Origin of the sequence: Alloacidobacterium dinghuense, from assembly GCF_014274465.1 — a bacterium.
GTDB classification, from domain to species: Bacteria; Acidobacteriota; Terriglobia; order Terriglobales; family Acidobacteriaceae; genus Alloacidobacterium; species Alloacidobacterium dinghuense.
The window spans coordinates 3,275,102-3,293,584 of the sequence record NZ_CP060394.1 but is presented as its reverse complement, the minus strand read 5'-3'; the positions used below and the strand labels follow the sequence as shown (position 1 = coordinate 3,293,584).

Annotated in this window: 13 protein-coding genes; 5 read left to right on the top strand and 8 right to left on the bottom strand. The window is 56.4% G+C overall.

The window, feature by feature from the left end:
• Position 1: 1 nt before the first annotated feature.
• From H7849_RS13515 to H7849_RS13500, 4 genes are all read right to left on the bottom strand, one after another.
• Complete coding sequence (locus tag H7849_RS13515) at positions 2 to 1,528, bottom strand: hypothetical protein (RefSeq protein WP_186739917.1); 1,527 nt, start codon at positions 1,526 to 1,528, stop codon at positions 2 to 4.
• Between the two features lie 84 nt (positions 1,529 to 1,612).
• Positions 1,613 to 4,264, bottom strand: coding sequence for an ABC transporter permease (locus H7849_RS13510; RefSeq protein WP_186739915.1), 2,652 nt, complete (start codon positions 4,262 to 4,264; stop codon positions 1,613 to 1,615).
• A 71-nt stretch (positions 4,265 to 4,335) separates the two neighbouring features.
• Entirely contained in the window at positions 4,336 to 7,029 is a 2,694-nt protein-coding gene (locus tag H7849_RS13505; protein ID WP_186739913.1) for an ABC transporter permease, read from the bottom strand.
• Positions 7,026 to 7,379: a PadR family transcriptional regulator gene (locus H7849_RS13500; protein ID WP_222439644.1), complete on the bottom strand. Its 354-nt coding sequence runs from the start codon at positions 7,377 to 7,379 to the stop codon at positions 7,026 to 7,028. The genes H7849_RS13505 and H7849_RS13500 overlap by 4 nt, the downstream gene beginning before the upstream one ends.
• A gap of 256 nt (positions 7,380 to 7,635) precedes the next feature.
• Between H7849_RS13500 and H7849_RS13495 the strand changes: the two genes are divergently transcribed.
• The gene (locus H7849_RS13495) at positions 7,636 to 8,469 is read left to right on the top strand and encodes a hypothetical protein (protein WP_186739911.1); all 834 of its coding nucleotides are present in this window, start codon (positions 7,636 to 7,638) and stop codon (positions 8,467 to 8,469) included.
• A gap of 97 nt (positions 8,470 to 8,566) precedes the next feature.
• Here H7849_RS13495 and H7849_RS13490 read toward each other — a convergent pair whose 3' ends face one another.
• The 3 genes from H7849_RS13490 to H7849_RS13480 form a co-directional block, all read right to left on the bottom strand.
• Positions 8,567 to 9,511, bottom strand: a complete 945-nt coding sequence (locus tag H7849_RS13490) for a hypothetical protein (protein WP_186739909.1) — start codon at positions 9,509 to 9,511, stop codon at positions 8,567 to 8,569.
• Between the two features lie 351 nt (positions 9,512 to 9,862).
• Positions 9,863 to 10,528 (bottom strand): response regulator transcription factor, encoded by a 666-nt coding sequence (locus H7849_RS13485; RefSeq protein WP_186739907.1) that lies wholly within the window; start codon positions 10,526 to 10,528, stop codon positions 9,863 to 9,865.
• Positions 10,529 to 10,531: 3 nt separating this feature from the next.
• Positions 10,532 to 11,920: an ATP-binding protein gene (locus H7849_RS13480; protein WP_186739905.1), complete on the bottom strand. Its 1,389-nt coding sequence runs from the start codon at positions 11,918 to 11,920 to the stop codon at positions 10,532 to 10,534.
• 272 nt (positions 11,921 to 12,192) lie between these two features.
• Between H7849_RS13480 and H7849_RS13475 the strand changes: the two genes are divergently transcribed.
• The 4 genes from H7849_RS13475 (at position 12,193) to H7849_RS13460 (ending at position 17,958) form a co-directional block, all read left to right on the top strand.
• Positions 12,193 to 13,479, top strand: coding sequence for a TolC family protein (locus tag H7849_RS13475; protein ID WP_186739903.1), 1,287 nt, complete (start codon positions 12,193 to 12,195; stop codon positions 13,477 to 13,479).
• Entirely contained in the window at positions 13,476 to 14,615 is a 1,140-nt protein-coding gene (locus H7849_RS13470; RefSeq protein WP_186739901.1) for an efflux RND transporter periplasmic adaptor subunit, read from the top strand. Before H7849_RS13475 ends, H7849_RS13470 begins: the two co-directional genes overlap by 4 nt.
• A complete protein-coding gene (locus H7849_RS13465; RefSeq protein ID WP_186739899.1) occupies positions 14,612 to 17,749 on the top strand; it encodes an efflux RND transporter permease subunit in 3,138 nt (1,045 codons plus the stop codon). Before H7849_RS13470 ends, H7849_RS13465 begins: the two co-directional genes overlap by 4 nt.
• A gap of 71 nt (positions 17,750 to 17,820) precedes the next feature.
• Complete coding sequence (locus H7849_RS13460; protein ID WP_186739897.1) at positions 17,821 to 17,958, top strand: hypothetical protein; 138 nt, start codon at positions 17,821 to 17,823, stop codon at positions 17,956 to 17,958.
• A gap of 64 nt (positions 17,959 to 18,022) precedes the next feature.
• Here the strand turns inward: H7849_RS13460 and H7849_RS13455 are convergent, their stop codons facing one another.
• Positions 18,023 to 18,316 (bottom strand): GYD domain-containing protein, encoded by a 294-nt coding sequence (locus H7849_RS13455; protein WP_186739895.1) that lies wholly within the window; start codon positions 18,314 to 18,316, stop codon positions 18,023 to 18,025.
• Between the last annotated feature and the right edge of the window lie 167 nt (positions 18,317 to 18,483).

Genomic DNA, 18,483 nt, shown 5'->3' with positions numbered 1-18,483 from the left:
GTCATTGACGCGCAGTGAAGCCCCGTCCCGTATTTGCGCGCTGTACTCGCTCTAGTTCCAGCAAGTATCCATAGAGTGCAATCGACGGACTCGGCGCATCCTGAATTGCTGTTTCCAGCTTGGCTCGCGCCGCTTCTCCATTAGCTCTGTTCAAACGAATCCGCTGCATCAGGTTCTGAATGCTCCAAAGCCAGTAGATCCGCACCTCGTCACTGGGCGGCGGCTCGCTGAGAAAGGCAATGTATTCGTTCAGCATCTCGTCGTAAATCGATGCGTCAGTGGGAGTGGTGACCAGCATCTGGGAATACAGCACGGCCTTTTCGATATAGAAATCTTCCTCGGAAGGCTCGCTGCCGCTGTCGATCCATTCGCGCAACGATGTCAGCGTGCTTGACGCACTATCTTGCCATTGCGGCGAGTCTTTGTCCCCGGAGCGCAGAGCGCGCACGCTTCCCTGCAATTGCTTCGCATTGGGTGATTGCCAATACGTCTGCGTGCTGCTTTCGCTCGCAGGCACCACCGATCCTGGCTTCACGTCTCCATCGCTGATCGGCGCGATTCCATATCGCACAAGCACCTGATTGAGCGCGATGAAGGAACTGCTGGTTGGCGTTGCGCCATTTACGCTTCCAGATTGGTCGCCGCACACGGCGCCCGAATCGTTTGCGATCAGGTAAGCCTTCGTGGCTTCCAGCAGCGCGTGACTCGCGCGTCCCGGCACTTGCGCCAGCCGTGTCACGTTTCGTGTGAGGTCGTTTTGCGTTGCGGCAAAGGAGCGGTAGTCGCCGCGAATCCCGCTGAGCGAGCGCGCAAAGGCTCCCTCGGCCCGCGCCAGCATTTCCGCGTCGAATTGCTGTGCTCGCAGCAACTCCGACGCCGAACCCACTTCGCTCGCGTGGTGCACGTCGCGAAATATAGATTCCAGAAAATCGTCAGGCAGCCCTTTCGCTTGTTCTTCCGGCGTAAAGCCTCGCTTGAAGACATTGCCGGCGGAGCGGTAATAGGCGGAGGGATCGTAGAGCATCGCGTCGGCGCAGCTTCGATTCGCAAGCGCTAGCGGGCGCAATTGCTGATACAAGTCACGTGCCCGCTCCGGATCGAGCTTCAGCATCGCCGTTACTGCGCGTGTTCGGAGAGAGAGCGAATCCAATCCCTGCGTCAAAGCCTGCGAGAGATATCCTGCACGCGAGTCGCTAAGGCCTCCTGACGCTGTCAAACGTACCGCATAAGGACTCTGCCCTGCCAGCATGTAAGCTTGTTCGATCAGCTGCCTCTGCTGTTCCTGCCGGCTGACTGCCTTGGCTTCGACCAGGCGCAGCAGTGCATAGGCTGCCAACTCCGGTGGAACAGACGTAGTCAGATCCTGAATCTGTTGCGTGAGGGCGGCAAGTTCAGCAGATTGTTCGGACTTTTTTGCGGTTGTAGTTTTCGGAGCCGCCTGTGTCTGCGCAACATCCGGCGTCTGCGCGAAAAGGCAGCAGAGAAGCACGGCAACCATCAGGCGGACAGATATGGGCCCAAGTCCCATGCTCGCATTATAAGGTCGCGCAACTGATGGCGACAGCAGCACAGGGATGGCCTACGACGCACGGTCTCCCTGAAACGCTGGTCCTCAGTTTGTGCGCAACGCGATCATCGGGTCGATGCGAGAAGCCCGACGCGCCGGCAGATATCCAGCAAGCAGCGCCACAGATCCAAGCAACAACACCATCCCCGCGAACGTTTCTGGGTCGGTAGGTTCGGTTCCATAGAGCAGGGAAGCGATCGCGCGCGCCATCACAAACGAAGCTGCTCCGCCCAGAAGAATGCCGATAAGAGCCAGCCGCATCGTTCTGCCGATTACGCCAAGCTGAACCTTCGATCGCGTCGCACCGAGCGCCATGCGAATTCCAATTTCCTGTGTCTGCCGAGTAACGGAATAGGAGATCACCCCGTAAATCCCCAACGAAGCCAGAAGCAACCCAAGTCCGGCGAAGATCGAAACGAGCAGCACGAAAAACTTCCGCGGCGAAACCGCATGGTCCACCAACGCTTGAATCGGCCTGAACTCCGTTGCCGGCTGCCCCGGATTCATCTCCTGCAATGTGCGCATCAGGCTTGTGCCCAGCGTGGCTGGAGGAAGCTTCGACCGCACCACAAGATAGCAACCTTCCGGCCCGAAGTTCTTGGTCGCCGGCAGATACATCTGCGCGCCCCCGTTGTCCTCAGCGCTGCTTTCGCGCACATCAGCAATCACGCCGATCACGCGCGCCTCCTGGCCACCGGCAATTGCTGTCCTGCCGATCGGATCCTGTCCAGGCCAAAGCTTTTTCGCGACTGTTTCGTTGATGATGACCACATTCTCGTTATTCGCCAGGTCCTCCCAGCTGATGTCGCGCCCCTTCATCAGCCGCATGCCCATCGCCTTCAGGTATCCGGGCGAAGCGATGTAGACGAATACTCCTATGAAATCGCTGTCCCTGGGCTTCTCCTGTCCTTTTGCGGCTATTCCCCAGCCCCGGTTCCGGCTCATCGGCAGGTTATCTGATATCCCAGCAGCCTCCACACCGGGAAGCATCGAAGCCCGACGCACAACCTCCTGCCATATCACTGTCCGCTTAGCCGTACTTCCGCCATCGTCATAGTCCACGCTGATAGCGGCAGCCCGGCTCGGCTCAAAACCCAGATCGACCTCCAGCACCTTCAGAAAGCTGCGCAGCAGCAGACCAGCGCCCACCAGTAACATGCAGGCCAGCGCTACTTCGCTGATCACCAGCACCGACCGCATCCGCTCATGCTTCCTGCCGTCGCTCGTTCCATGCCCGCTGTCCTTGAGCGACTCCTGAAGATCGTTGCGCGACATCCGCAGCGCCGGAGCGATGCCGAAGAGCACACCCGCAGCCACGGCAATCAGCAGCGTCCACGCGAGCGCCTTTCCATCTACATGCACGCTGCTCAGCAGTGGCAGAGCAATCGATCCCTGGTGCGCAAGGTAAGCCGTCACCGCATAGGCAATCGCGAGCCCAAGTATCGCGCCGGCTCCGGATAGCACCAAGCTCTCTGTTAACAGCTGACGTGCCAACCGCCAGCGATTCGCGCCGAGGGCGCTGCGCATAGCGAACTCTTTGCTGCGCGCCGCCGTCCGCGCCAGCAGAAGGTTCGAAAGATTCACGCAAACGATCAACAGAATCAGCCCCACCGCGCACCACAGCACAATCAGCGATCGCCGCAGCTTGCCGCTGATGTAATCCTTCAATCCAGTGAGCTGGCCGGTGTAGCCTGCTTTGTCGTTCGGGTGTTTATGATCGAAAAGGAGCCGCGGAAAAATCTCGTCGGCCTCTCTCTGTGCTGCCGCCAAAGTGACTCCGGGTTTCAGGCGGCCAACCAGCGCCAGGTCGTTTCCGTCATCGCGGAAGTCATCCATGATATAAGGCATGAAGAGGTCGACCTTGGCTCCCGGTGAAAATACCGAGCCAAAGTCCCATGTTTCCGGCAGTACGCCTATCACGGTCACCGAAGTATTGCTGAGGTTAATCGTTTGCCCTACGATGCTGCGATCTCCGCCCAGTTGACGTTTCCAGAACGGATAGCCTAACAACGCCACAGGCTGAGCGTGTTTCACAAATTCTTCAGACCGGAACAGCCGCCCCATGAACGGATCCACACCGAGCGTCTGAAAGAAATTCTCTGCCACCAGGATGCCGGTGACCGGAAGCGGCTGGCCATTGCCCACAAGCTTAAGGTTGTCGGGTCCGGTGAAGGCGAAGTAGCCGCTCACGGACTGGAAAGAGCGGTTCTGCTGTTGGTAGTCCTGAGTGGCATCCGCCGTATATGTTTTGGCGGATTCGTTGGTCCCCGCATTTTTCTCCACGATTCGCACCAGCCGTTCCGGATCGTGGAAGGGAAGCGGACGTAGCAAAATGGTATTCACTACGCTGAATACGGCAACATTCGCCCCGATGCCCAGCCCTAGAATCAGTACGGCGATGATCGTGAACCCGCGATCCTTAGCCAGCGTGCGGGAGGTAAAACGCAAATCCTGCATAAGCACATCCATCCATGGCAGACCGCGTGTCTCGCGATGCTGCTCACGCGCCTGCTGTAAACCGCCGAAACGAATCATTGCCCGCCTCCGTGCTTCCTCGGGATGCATCCCGCGTCGAGTGTTCTCCTCAACCGCCATCTCCAGGTGCGAAGCGATCTCAGCATCCAGCTCGCCATCCAATGGTGCTTTATGCAGGAAAGAGCGCACACGGCCCAGCATCTGCCGAAAGAGATAAATCATTGAATCAACCTTTAAAGTTCGCTGCACAAGCCAGGGTGCCCACGTCTCGTTTTTTGAGGCATGGGGAATTTTCAGTTCGTACGCAATGCAATCATGGGATCAATCCTGGAAGCCCGCCGCGCCGGCAGATATCCGGCAAACATGGCCACAATACCCAGCAGCACCACCATTCCCACAAACGTAAGCGGATCGGCAGGCTCCGTTCCATAGAGCAGGGATGCGATGCCCCGCGCCATTACAAACGAAGCTGCTCCGCCCAGAACAATGCCGATTAGAGCAAGCCGCAGTGTCTTCCCGATAACCGCAGCTTGTACCCGCGTGCGCGATGCTCCCAGTGCCATGCGAATGCCAATCTCCTGCGTCTGTCGCGCCACGGAATATGAGATGACACCATAGATTCCCAACGAGGCCAGAAGCAGCCCCAGCCCGGCGAAGGTCGATACCAGCAGCACAAAGAACTTCCGCGGGGAAACCGAGTGGTCGACCAATTGTTGAATGGACCGGAATTCCGTCGCTGGCTGTCCCGGATTCATCTGCTTCAGCACCTTCATCACGCTTGCAGCCAGCGCTTCTGGCGGCAGGCTGGTGCGGACTACAAGCTCTGCGCCAACAGGTCCGTTCTGGGTGACCGGGACATACATCTCAGCGCCCGGATCTATCTCCAGTCCGGTTTCCTTCACATCGGCAACAACGCCAATCACGCGAGAGTCTTCGCCATTCGCCACTGCAAGACGCCCTACCGGGTCCTGTCCGGGCCACTCACGGCGTGCGAGCGATTCATTGATGATGACTGCGTGCTCAGCGTGCGTTGAATCGTCCCAGGTGAAATCGCGTCCTTTGATCAGCCGCATGCCCAGAGCGCCGATATATCCTGGCGTTACTACCTGCACATACGTGCCAGTATCCGGTTTCTGATTCGGGTCCCTACCTTTCCGAAATAGATTCCAACTGCGATTCCGATCCAGCGGAAGCATGTCGGTGATGCCAGCCGCTTCGATGCCGGGGATAGCCTTTACGTGATCGAGCATATTCTCGAGAATCGGCCCGCGATTCTCATCTTTGTTGCCATCGTCATAGGTCACCTGCATTGAAGCCGCGCGGCTGGGCCTGAAGCCGAGGTCTATATCCAACACGTGAAGAAAGCTACGGAGTAACAGGCCCGCCCCTACCATAAGAATGCAGGCCAGCGCGACTTCCGACACGACGAGAATCGAGCGCATGCGATCATGCTTTCTGCCTGAGCTCGCGCCCATTCCACTGTCCTTGAGCGACTCCTGCAGGTCTCCGCTCGACATCTTCAGTCCCGGAGCCAGCCCGAAGAGTACCGCTGCCACAACCGCGATCCCAAGCGTCCACGCCAGCGCGCTTCCGTCTACGCGAATGCTGCTGAGCAAGGGCAGGGCAATCGATCCCTGATGCGCCAGCCATGTCACCACGGCATAAGCAATGCCAAGTCCCAAAACAGCGCCTCCAGCCGCCAGCACAAGGCTCTCGGTCAGGAGTTGCCGGACCAGCCGACTGCGGCGCGCGCCCAGAACGCTGCGCATCGCGAATTCCTTGCTGCGCGCTGCTGAGCGAGCCAGCAGCAAGTTCGAGAGGTTCACGCAGACGATCAGCATGATTAGCCCGACAGCCGACCACAGAACTACCAGCGAGCGATGCAGCTTGCCGCTGACATACTCTTTCAGTCCCCAGACTGTTCCGGTGTAGCCCTTGCCATATTCCGGATGGGTCTTTCTGGCATAGAACTGCGGAATGAGCATGTCCGCCTCAGCCTGCACCTGCCCGACGCTGACGCCCGGCTTCATGCGCCCAATCAGCGAAAACACATTTCCCCATTCGCGCATATCGTCCATGACGGCGGGAACGAAAATGTCCATCCTTGTTCCTGGCGCAAAGACTGATCCGAAATCGAACGTCGCAGGAATCACTCCGGCAACGATTGTCGGAGTTTTGTTCAAATTGATCGTCTGCCCTACGATCTTCGGATCGCCGTTAAATTGCCGTTTCCAGAAAGGCTCGCTCAAGAGGACCGCCGGACGTCCGCCCTTGATCAACTCGTCTTGAACAAACGACCGTCCCAGCTTTGGCTGAATGCCGAGCAGCTCGAAGAAATTTCCTGCCACCATTACGCCATTCACTGGCTGAGGCTCACCGTATCCGGTCAGCTTGTAATCGCCCTGTCCGTAAAAGGGGAAGTAGGCAGTCACATCCTGGAGAGATCTGTTTTGCGCCCGATAGTCCTCATATGCATCGACGGAATACGTCATCCCCGACAAACCACCAACGCCCTTGTTCCCGGTAATCCACACCAACTGTTGAGGATCGCGAAAGGGAAGTGGCCTCAACAGAATCGTATCGACCACGCTGAAGACGGTGACGTTCGCGCCGATCCCCAGCCCGAGAATCAAAATCGCGATAATCGTTAAGCTGCGATCGCGTGCCAGCGTGCGAAAGGTAAAACGCAGGTCCTGTCCCAGCACGTCTATCCACGGCAGCCCGCGCGTCTCGCGATGCTGCTCGCGCGCCTGCTGCACTCCGCCAAAACGGACCATCGCCTGCCGCCGTGCTTCTTCTTCGGGCATTCCCTTGCGCATGTATTCCTCCATTGCCAGCTCGATGTGTGAAGCCATCTCGTCATTCAGTTCGTGGTCGAGCGGATCTTTGCGGAAAAAAGAACGAAGGCGGTGAAACGCCCTTCGCAGCGACGCGCTCAGGGAGGTCTTCGATGAGGTCTTGGGAGACTTGTCCGTTATACCCGTCATCGACCACCGCCTTCGTTCTGCATGGCTAGGACCCGGCCCATGACACCCGCCAGCCGCTCCCAGTACGCGGCATCCTGCGCAAGCTGCTTTCGGCCAGCTTCGGTAATCGAATAGAACTTGGCCTTGCGGTTGTTCTCCGACGTACCCCAAGCGGCATCGATCCAGCCACGCTGCTGCAGCCGTACCAGCGACGCGTAAATGGTGCCCTGATTCAGCAGTAGCTCATCGCCGCTGATCTGTTCAATGCGGCGCGCAATGCCGTACCCGTGCAGAGAACCCATAGCTGCCAGTGTCTGTAGAACCATCAGGTCCAAAGTCCCCTGCAATAGATCGAGTTTCGAGTCTCCCAAGCTCATCTCCTGTGGCAGTACCACATAACTTTCTCACATTTATATGTGGTGATACCACAGGGAATTTGCAACAGAAAGGCTAGGCACTTTCTTCTCTTGCTTCTACTTGAGGTGGAGCGTATGGTACAGCCGGCTCAGGAATCGAAGCGAAAATCCCTCCAACGTTCCACATGCTGGCTTAGTGAGGCTGGTTTCTCCCTCACGCTCGGCATTCTTGGTCCTGAAACTCACTTCGTTAAGGACTGGAGCAAGACCCATGAAAAAACTCATAGGACTCTCTTTAGGGTTCTGTCTATCCCTTTGCAATCTGGTTGTTGCGTTCGCGCAAGATGCCTCCGATCAGGTAGTGCAACCTCCCAAAGTGCTGGTTATCATGCGCGAGTTTCTCAAGCCGGGCAAGGCGGGCAGCGTGCATGAAAAGAGCGAAAGCGCTTTTGTCAAAGCGATGACGGACGCCAAATGGCCGACCCATTACTTCGGAATGGACTCCCTCTCGGGCCGGTCGCGATCCCTTTTCTTTGTTCGCTACGATTCGATCGCAGACTGGGAGAAGGACAATCAGGCCACGATGCGCAACAGCACTCTCGCTTCAGCGCTGGACAGCGCGTCACTCAATGACGGAGAGCTGCTCAGCGAGTACGACACCACCGTTGCGACCTATCGGGAAGACCTGAGCCTTCGGCCAGCAGTGAATATAGCAAAGATGCGATATATGGAGGTTACACGCTTCGTTGTTAAGCCTGGCAAGGGCGATGAATGGGATGCCCTCGTCAAGGCTTACAGAAGCGCCTTTGAGAAAGCCGCCCCTGACGCCCACTGGGCTGTTTTCCAGAGCATGTACGGGACGGAGAACGGCGGCGTCTTCCTCGTCTTCACGCCCATGAAGTCGCTGGCGGAAGTCGATCAATCGATCGCAGACTCCAAGAAGTTCGGCGCCAGTCTGGGAGAAAGCGAGATGAAGAAGCTCGATGACATGGAGGCTTCCTGCGTGGAGTCCCGTCAGTCCAATGTCTTCGCCTTCAACCCGAAGATAAGCTACCCGCCGGATGAATGGGTCAAAGCCGATCCCGACTTCTGGTCAGCCAAATAGTTCCGTGATCGCCACCTGGTCAGTTGCAAACCATTTCTCCTCGAATGAAACTGACCAGCTGGCGTAGCGCGCTCGAATCCTAAGTGAGCAATCTGCTTCAGGAATTCCCGCCGTGTTCACGCTTTGAGACTTCAGCCAGCCAGTCACTGTAACGCTGCACGGGAATCTTGATCAGGCTGCGCACAGTCTTGTCGCGCACCGTAACATCATTATCGGGCAGCAGGGAAGATCCCATCCCGAGCCCGGTGAGAGATTGTTTGAGCGAGGCTGAAATGCTGTGAGTGGCGGCAGCAGAGGCCGTCGTAACTTCATATTCGAATTCCACCTGCTTGCGGAAGCGGATGCCAAATTCAAATTCATCGCCATTGCCAACAAGCTCCGCGAGCTTCGAATCGAAAGCCCACAATGCCTTCCGAACATCGTCGCTTTGACTCGGCGCGTACATCACGCACCAGGTCTCGTCATCGTTATGCAGGTGCGCCAGTCTGCTGACCAGCGCCGCATCAGCTGTTGTGTTGGCAAGATACCGGTCGAGTTCCTCGCGCACACTGGAGACGCTTCCGAAGATAAGAAGACCCGGATCGGGAATCGCGAGCCAGCGAACTTCTGTGAATTCGTTGAGCTCGCGCGCGAAGGGCTGAATCTGAAGGAGCGTCACACCGCGATAGTTGATGCTCTGCTGTCCGCTGTCTACTGCGGACTTGTAGATGTGGGCCGCATCGAAATGTCCGCTCATCATCAGAGTGTGTTCACTCAGGGCCCCCCGAGTGTCACCAATGGCAGCAAATACAGCGTGATGTACCCTGCGTGTACTGTCGACGCCCGTCAGCGCAAAGAAATCGTCCAGGTCGATGGTGTTGTTGCGGGTGATGAGTACGAAACTACCCGGCCGTCCCGGCGGCGCTGGTGAATCCATTCCGGCAATAATCTGCGCGCCGGGAGGAACCAGGGAAAGAAGTCTCGGATCAGAAGACAGGGCTGAGCTGAGGGGAACTGCGAAAAACGCAAGAAGGGCTAACCAAACTCCTGAGAATCGCCGCATATCGTCTCCATTTGCCCGCTTTTCGAGTCAAGCGAGAAATAGTGCGACCACCCAGGAGTGAGAATGACAACTCTCTTCGCCGACCGGATCCATCGGCAAAGAGATTGGGCGCTAATAAAGATTCAGCTTAATGACATATTCCTCAACAATACGCCCTCAATAGTGTCTCGACAGCCTGCCGAAGCAGATTGGCATTCGTTAAGATTCTTATACGAAGTATTTCGTAGGAAGTCAACGAAAATCTTCGTAGACTGCTTAAATTTCCTGCAAACTAGATAACTAATCTGTTACTGCTGCTAACTAATACGTCACTGCAAGGCGAAAGTTCCAACTTTATTTTCTTTCAGAAATTTATTCGGCGCTGTCGGGTCTCAGCCAATCCGAGGGATGCCGTTCGATGACGATGCGCACGAGCTGACTCCGCGTTCTCACTCCCGCCTTGTGAAATAGCTCCTGAATCACGGCCTTGACTGAACTTTCGGAGACCTTGAGATTCCAGGCTATTTCTTTGTTCGTCAGCCCGTCCAGAATGCCTCGCAATACTTCGCCCTGCCGGATTGTCAGAGGACGGACGCGCTCGAAACGCACCTTTTGTGTACTACCGCGCCCAAAAAGAGAATGAGCGGCGCCTTTGTCCAGCCAGATCTCACCCTTCACAACCTGATGGATGGCAGAGATCAGTTGGTCGAGGCTGCTGTGCTTCAGAAAGACTCCTGAGGCGCCGGCTTCCATCGCTTCGAGCGTACTCGCGTCGGACATGCCCGCCGTAACCATAAGGACTCTTGGTTCGCGAAGCTGACTCTTTAATTCGGAGAGCAATCGGGAACCCTGTTCTTCGCCGAGATCATAGTCCAGCAGAACGACATCGGTTGGCGTCTGAGAATATGCGGCAATCGCTTCGGTTATGGTTCGGCATTGGCCGACCACGCGGAAGGTGGGATCAGTCTCCAGAAACCTGCTAAGGCTTTCGCGAAAGAGGCTGTGGTCGTCCACCATCAGTATGCGAATTTCATCCACAGATTATTCCTGCCCCGTCGACAGCGCGGGAGTCAAATGAACAACAAAGCAGGCGCCGTCAGGAATTGGTTTGTAACGCAGATCCCCACCGAAGGAACGCATGAACGCACGCGATAGGTAGAGGCCCAAGCCGGTTGCTGCAGCTCCAGCCTGAAAAGGACGAAAAAGATCTTCCGGGCGAACGACGCCTCCTCCGTTGTCTGAGAATTCCACCACGACCTGGGTGCCGTCGTATTTCGCAGTAACGTTAAGCACCCGATCGCTGTTTTTGGAAAGCGCACGGACACTGTTGGTGATCAGGTTGAGAAACACCTGCATGAGACTTGGCCGATCTGCCCAAACGAGCGGCAGGCCAGCCTCAGTCAACCAGCGTGACGTGATCTCCTCTTCTTGTAACGAGGGCGCAACCACGATCTTCAATTCATCAAGCAGCGCTGCAAGATCGATGACAGAGGCTTGATCGCTCGGTTGTCGAAGGTTTACGTTGGCGATGCGTTCAAGCGCGACCACAAGGTTTCCAAGTGCTTCGAAATCCTTATTGCCGTTGAGCGAACCAGAGTGCGCGAGGTTCTGGTGAACAACGCCGATGGCGCCAGAAACATTGCGAATCTCATGGGAAACGGCGCCAATGGCGATCCGGGATCCAACAAGAAGTTGCTGCAGGCCGGACACCTCGTGTGTGCGAAATTCCTCCGAAGCATCCAGCACCATCGCGGTCAGGCGCGACCCGGCGTTTGTGCGATAGGTTGAGAAACAAATGTCAGCCAGAAAAGTTTCGCCATCTTCGCGTTGTCCGCGAGCCTGCATGACGGTGCGAAAATGCTGCGAGGCTTCATATCTGGAGACATTTGTCAGAGAAGGCAGATAGCGATAGATGATTCGCCCCTGCAGTTCCTTTTGTGGAACACCCAGCAGACGGTGAGCGGCCTCATTTGCCATCAGGACTCTGCCATCGGCCTCCGTGGTAACAATCGCCGCGGGGCTGCTTTCAATCAGAATGGTCAATTGCTCTTCTGCTTCGCGGCGCGCATCTCTTTGACTCTCAATTTCGTGAAGATGCTGCAAAGCGGCTTTGCGACTGAGGCTCACGCTGCGAACGTAGAAGCCTGCACCGAGGAATGCGACGAAGTAGAGCACATCGCGGGACAAGCCCGTGCGCAGAGTCCACCTGAGATCGTCAAATACTTCCGACAGCAGAGTGCATAAGACTGCAAAGAGGCATATCTCAGCGGGGCTGAGCACAAAGCCAATCGCCAGCATGGGAAGGAGGTAGAGAAATCCAAGAGGAATCTCGCCGACAATCCGCCAGTCTAAGAGGGCGATCGCAGCGATCATGACTCCTGCCTTGAGCAGGACTGATCGCTTGTTTCCCTTGAATAGTGCCGCGAACATAAGCTCCCGAGATGCTGCGCAGTATACGCGCGCAGCCCTAGCTCCATTGTAGATATCGCTGATGCCACTCCCTGTCAAACGATTCAACTGAAAGGATGTTTGGCCAAAAGATAGGGGGCAATGGCTTAAAGATGCATCGCGATACCTGAAAGATAGCGCCACGCGTAGTTGTCAGCAACCTATGCTGAAAACTATCTGCCACATGAGCAGCGTTTCTGCGATTGGGAGCCCACGCTCCTGAGCGTTCCTCGTGAGATTACAAGAGTTCTCGAATGCAAACTACAAAATCTTTATTCGACATCCGCGGCCCCGCCGTCCTGGGACTTCTGTTGGCATCGCCTCTTCTGGCCTGCGGCCAGGCGAGTCTCACCTGGGATCAGGTGAAGACGAAGTTTGAATCGGCAAATCCAGCGCTGAAGGCGGATGAGCTCAACGTGCAGGAGATGAAGGCCGAAGAAATCACGGCGTATTTGCGTCCGAACCCACAGTTCACGCTGTCACAAGACGGGACGCAGATTGCGCCCCATGACTCGACCTGGACTCCGCTCAAGGGGACCTATGTTGTTCCCACATTGAGTTACCTGCATGAGCGCGAGCACAAGCGGGAGCTTCGGCTCGAGAGCGCGCAGGAAGGAACGCAGATTGCAGCGTCACAGCACGAGGATCTGGAGAGAAACCTCGTGTTCAATCTGCGCGTCGCCTTTGTTTCGACGCTGCAGGCAAAGGCCATCGTGGATCTCTCTCGTCAGGAGCTGGATTATTACGACAAAATCATCGACATCAGCCGCGCGCGCTTCAAAGCAGGCGATCTGGCGCAGATTGATCTGGACCGGATTGAGTTGCAGAGAGTCCAGTACGAGTCAGATTTGCAGACCGCGGAAGTCAACCTGCGCACTTCGAAGATTCAGCTTCTGCAACTCCTCAATGACAGGACACCTGTAGACCAGTTCGATATACAAGGAACATTCGACTTCACAGACCAATTGCAACCGCTGGATTCCTTTCATCAGATTGCTCTTGATAACCGGCCGGACTTGAGAGCCGCGCTCCAGGCGGTACAGCAGGCCGATACCAACCACAAGCTGGCCATTGCGAATGGTTCAACTGATCCGACCTTCAGCGGCTGGTATACGTACAACTCATCGAACAACAACCCCAACGGCATTAATACCCTGGGCGCCAGCGTCAGTATTCCGCTGCGCATTTTCGATCGCAACCAGGGCGAGAAGCAGCGCACGCTGCTCGATATTGGCCGCAATCAGGAACTGACGGATGCAACGCGCGCGCAGGTATTCGGCGATGTGGATTCGGCGTATGTGCAGGTGAACAGCAATCTGATCCTGTTGCGCCCGTACAAGGACAAATACCTGGCACAGGCCGTGCGCGTGCGAGAAACGGTGACATATGCATGGCAGCATGGGGGCGCGTCGCTCATGGATTTTCTCAATGCACAGAGCGACTACCGCAATGTGCAGATGGCGTATCTGCAATTGATCGGCGCTTACCTGACCGCAGCAGGCCAGTTGAATCTGGCCGTAGGACGCGAGGTGATCCAATGACAAGTAAGTCTGCTCTGAAATCCATTTGCTGCCTCGCTGTCTGCCTTTCACTCGCGGCCTGTGAGAAGAAATTCAATCCTACAGACGGCGCGCCTCCTGCGACGCAGACCGTGCCAACCGGCGACATGAGTCTCGTCACCGTTGATAAGCCGGATCAATTTCCGCTCATTCGCGCCGATCAGGTTGAAGCTCCCACGGAGTTGAAAGTTACCGGATCGGTGAATCCGGATATTGCTCGCGAAGTCCCGGTTATCTCGCTCGCCAGCGGCCGCGTTGTGGATATAAAAGCCCGTCTCGGCGACGACGTGAAGAAAGGCGATCTGCTCCTGAAGGTGCAGAGCCCTGACATCACGAGCGCATTCGATACCTACCTGAAGGCCGCCAACGACGAACAGCTTGCGAACAAAGCCTACGCTCGCGCGCACGACCTCTACGATCACGGCGCCATTTCGCTCGGCATGCTGGAACAGGCCGAGGATACAGAAAAAGACGCCAAGGCAGACTTGACCGCGGCCGAGGATCAGCTAAACACCCTCGGAGTAAAGAAAGACCATCCGTCAAGCATTGTCCCGGTCTATGCGCCGATCTCAGGAGTCATCATTGCGCAGAACGTGACGAATTCCGCTGCTGCCGGCGTCACCTTTTCCGGCTCGTCGACCTTGTTTACGATAGCCGATCTATCCGTCGTCTGGGTGATCTGTGATGTCTATGAAAACGATCTTTCGAAGATTGCCCTGGGCCAATCCGCCGTCATCACCGCCAACGCTTTTCCAGACAAACCAATCACAGGTCGAATCTCCGATATTCAACCGATCCTCGATCCGAGCATCCGCACCGCGAAGGTGCGAATCGAGGTTCGCAATCCCGGCTTTTTGAAAGTCGGAATGTTCGTCACTGCTACATTCCAGAGCAGGAAAATCGAAGATCACGCCGTTGTGCCCGCGTCCGCTGTGCTGCACCTGCATGATCGCGACTGGGTCTTCGTTCCTGCCGACGACAACAAGTTCCGGCGAGTGGAAATACACGGAGGCCAGATGCTGCCGGGGAACAGGCAGGAGATTCTTTCCGGCATCAATCCCGGTCAACAGGTTGTCTCGAATGTACTTCAATTCGAATCGACTCTGGAGGCGCAATGATTCGACGGATCGTCGACTTTGCGCTAAACAATCGATTCCTCGTGCTGGGCGGGGCGATTCTGCTTTTCGTATGGGGTATCGTCTCGTTTCACAATCTGCCCGTCGAAGCCTATCCAGACGTAGCCAACAACTATGTCAACATCATTACGCAATGGCCGGGACATTCAGCAGAGGACATCGAGCAGCAAGTGACTGTCCCGACAGAAATCCAGATGGCAGGCATTCCGCACCTGCAGCATCTGCGCTCTACTACGCTGGCTGGTCTGTCGAGCATCATGCTCATCTTCGACGATGACTCTGATAACAAGTGGAACCGCGAGACAGTCGTTGAGCGAATGGGGATGGTTTCGCTGCCAACGGGTCTCACGCCGCAGCTGGGTACGGACTGGAGTCCGGTCGGACAAATTTACTTTTACTCACTCGAAAGCAAGAATCCCGAAATCGATGTGATGGAACTCAAGTCCATCGAAGACTGGACTCTCGAAAAACAATTCAAGCAAGTTCCAGGAGTCGTCGATGTCTCCAGCCTCGGCGGAGAGACGAAGGAATACCAGATACGTCTCGATCCCGACAAGCTCGTCTCCTACGGATTAAGCATTGCGCAGGTTGAGCAGCAGCTTGCGAACAACAACACCAATGCGGGCGGCAGCTTCATCGTCGCTGGCTCGCAGCAAATCAATGTACAGGCCGTCGGACTTGTTTCACGCGTACAGGACATTGAAAATACCGTAATCAAAACGCAGGCTGGAACAGCACTGCGTGTGAAAGATATTGCCATAGTCGAGCAAGGTCCGAAAATTCGCCTGGGGCAGAATGGCAGGACCATTCGCCGGGTCGACGGAAAACTTGTCGATAATCCGGATGTCGTTGAGGGCATCCTGCTTCTTCAAAAAGGCGATGACTCTGACCCTGTGCTGCGCGGCATTGAAGCGAAAGTGCGGGAACTGAATGATCGGATTCTCCCCAAGAGCGTGAAGGTTGTTCCATTTCTCGATCGCAGCGACCTGATTCACTACACCACGCACACCGTGCTGCACAACCTCACCGAGGGAATTGTGCTGGTGGTGATCGTTCTCTTTCTCTTCCTCGGCAACGCGCGCGGCGCTTTGATTGTTGCGCTCACCATCCCGTTCTCGCTGCTGTTCGCCTCTATCCTTCTCGACCTCCGCCACATACCGGCCAACCTTCTTTCCCTGGGTGCGTTGGACTTTGGCATGGTTGTTGACGGCGCCGTGGTCATGGTCGAGAACATCGTCCGACACCTCAACCGCAACGGTCACGGATCGCAGACTCCGCTCGAAAGAATTCGCGATGCTGCGCATGAAGTGCAGCGGCCGGTTTTCTACGCCATCGGCATCATCATCACCGCGTATCTGCCGATCTTTACGCTGCAGGCAGTTGAGGGCCGTCTCTTCAAGCCGATGGCATGGACAGTCGCCTTTGCTCTGCTGGGCGCGCTGATCTTCTCCATGTTGCTCGCACCGGTTCTGTCCAGCTTCTTGTTCCGCCGAGACGCCAAAGAGTGGCACAACCCGGTCCTGGCATGGCTTATCAAGCACTACAGAAGCACTGCCGCGTCTGCCATTCGCTATCGATACGTGACAGTTGGTGGCGCAGGCTTGATGCTTGCGGTGTCCGGCTATCTGGCGTTTAGCGGTGTCATCGGATCGGAATTTCTTCCCCACCTCGATGAAGGAGCCATCTGGGTTCGCGGAACGCTGGCGCCGAGCACCGGCCCCGACGAGAGCGTGGCGATCGCAAACAAAGCGCGGGTGCTGCTGGCCTCGTTCCCCGAAGTAACCGAGACCACCAGCCAGGTTGGCCGAGCCGACGACGGCACCGACACAACCGGCTTCTTCAACACCGAATACTACGTCGGGCTGAAGCCAAAAGAAGACTGGCGGCCGGTCTTCCACCAAGACAAAGAGGACTTGATCGCCTCCATGAACGAGCAATTGGGGAAGATGCCCGGAGTTATCTGGAATTTCTCGCAGCCTATCTCCGATAACGTCGAGGAGGCAGTCAGCGGCGTGAAAGGTGAGTTGGCGGTCAAGATCTACGGCGACGATCTCAAAACGCTGGAGCAGAAGGGCAACGAGATCGTTGGCATCATGAGCAAGATTCGCGGAATCGAGGATCTCGGTTTGTTTCGCGTCATCGGCCAGCCGAATCTCACTTTTACTGTAGACAGGCAGGCCGCCGCGCGCTTCGGAATCAACGTAGCCGATGTGCAGGATGCGATTCAGACTGCTGTTGGCGGAAATGCTGTAAGCCAGGTTCTGCGCGGCGAGGCTCGCTACGATCTCGTGCTCCGTTATCAGGAGCCGTACCGTGATACGCGTGAGGCCATCGAGAATGTACGTCTGCTGTCTCCATCGGGCGAGCGCGTTTCACTGGCGCAACTCACCAAGATTGCCACTACCGACGGCGCTGAAGAGATCTATCGCGAGGGAGAACAGCGATACATCGCCGTGAAGTACAGCGTTCGCGGACGCGACCTCGGCAGCACAGTCGAAGAGGCCATCGATAAGGTCAACAAGCAGGTGACTCTGCCTGCGGGATATCACATCGATTGGGCCGGAGAATACGAAAGCCAGAAGCGCTCGCAGAAGCGTCTGCTTCTCGTGTTGCCCATCACTATCCTGCTGATCTTCGTGATTCTCTACACGATGTTCAAGTCTGGAAAATGGGCGGCGCTGATTATGGTGAACGTGGCTATGGCTCCCATCGGGGGTCTGCTTGCCCTGCTTCTCACCCGCACAAACTTCAGCGTGTCCTCGGGGGTTGGATTCCTCGCGCTCTTCGGCGTCTCCGTGCAAACCGGAGTCATCATGCTTGAATACATCAACCAACTGCGCGTGCAGGGCCACTCGATCCTCGAAGCCGCAATCGAAGGCGCCGTGCTTCGACTGCGACCCATCATGATGACCATGCTGGTTGCGACTCTCGGTCTGCTGCCGGCGGCAATGTCGCATGGCATTGGGTCCGACTCCCAACGTCCCTTCGCCATCGTCATTGTTGGCGGTCTTGTTGGCGCCCTGGCTATCAACGTCTTTCTACTTCCCACGATCTACGTTTGGATTGCGGGAGACAAAGATGTGTTGCCGGTGCCTGAACCCGAGTTCGAGAACTGATTCCCATGTTTACAGCGAGATTGTTCAAGGCGACAGACAAGCGTGCCTTTGGGCGAGCAAGCAACAATCGAATGCGGCGACTCAGAAAGCCACATCCACGCCGCTTTGTGGATGTGGTCTACGTTGTGGGCGCAATCCTCGTTGGAACGTTCCTGCTCTGGGCTTTTTTGCTGGTGATTCTTCAGGCTCTGGAGCAGTGGCGCAGATAGCCGGAGAAATGACCGGTCCGGGGCGCGTTGTGAAATTGCAGGTCTGCCTATGAATCGAGCCCGGTCAGGCAATGCCTGAAACAATCTTCCGATATTCGTCCTCGGTAAACGCACGCAGCGTTTCTGTTTGAATGTTGCCGGCGGAAGCGAGAGTGAGAGCGGCTTTGGCGAGCGTAGCGTCGTCCGGTGCGTCGACGACAATGATCATGTCATACTGGCCCATGACCAGGTAGAAATCCTTCATCTTGATACCAGCGGCTTCAAACGCTTTCCTGCCTGCGTCCAGCCGCCCTGGGCTTTGCTTTACGCTCTGTATCCCCTGACTTGTCCATTTGCACAGCACAGCATATGTAGGCATCGGAACACCTCCGGCGGAAAGCCTTTCACCCGACGCTTGCCTGACGATTCAGCCCAATGCGTACGGAAAGTCCCGCCGGCACAGAATCCTACGCGAACTTCAACGGCGTGTCTCCAGAAATGATGTCGCGGAAATCACGACGATCTTGGCTGTACGGCGGGAAGTCC

Excerpts from the sequence above, each read along its gene's own strand:
- H7849_RS13515 (WP_186739917.1), bottom strand. The coding sequence starts at position 1,528 with ATGGGACTTGGGCCCATATCTGTCCGCCTGATGGTTGCCGTGCTTCTC.
- H7849_RS13510 (WP_186739915.1), bottom strand. The coding sequence starts at position 4,264 with ATGATTTATCTCTTTCGGCAGATGCTGGGCCGTGTGCGCTCTTTCCTG.
- H7849_RS13505 (WP_186739913.1), bottom strand. The coding sequence starts at position 7,029 with ATGACGGGTATAACGGACAAGTCTCCCAAGACCTCATCGAAGACCTCC.
- H7849_RS13495 (WP_186739911.1), top strand. The coding sequence starts at position 7,636 with ATGAAAAAACTCATAGGACTCTCTTTAGGGTTCTGTCTATCCCTTTGC.
- H7849_RS13490 (WP_186739909.1), bottom strand. The coding sequence starts at position 9,511 with ATGCGGCGATTCTCAGGAGTTTGGTTAGCCCTTCTTGCGTTTTTCGCA.
- H7849_RS13480 (WP_186739905.1), bottom strand. The coding sequence starts at position 11,920 with ATGTTCGCGGCACTATTCAAGGGAAACAAGCGATCAGTCCTGCTCAAG.
- H7849_RS13475 (WP_186739903.1), top strand. The coding sequence starts at position 12,193 with ATGCAAACTACAAAATCTTTATTCGACATCCGCGGCCCCGCCGTCCTG.
- H7849_RS13470 (WP_186739901.1), top strand. The coding sequence starts at position 13,476 with ATGACAAGTAAGTCTGCTCTGAAATCCATTTGCTGCCTCGCTGTCTGC.
- H7849_RS13465 (WP_186739899.1), top strand. The coding sequence starts at position 14,612 with ATGATTCGACGGATCGTCGACTTTGCGCTAAACAATCGATTCCTCGTG.
- H7849_RS13460 (WP_186739897.1), top strand. The coding sequence starts at position 17,821 with ATGCGGCGACTCAGAAAGCCACATCCACGCCGCTTTGTGGATGTGGTC.
- H7849_RS13455 (WP_186739895.1), bottom strand. The coding sequence starts at position 18,316 with ATGCCTACATATGCTGTGCTGTGCAAATGGACAAGTCAGGGGATACAG.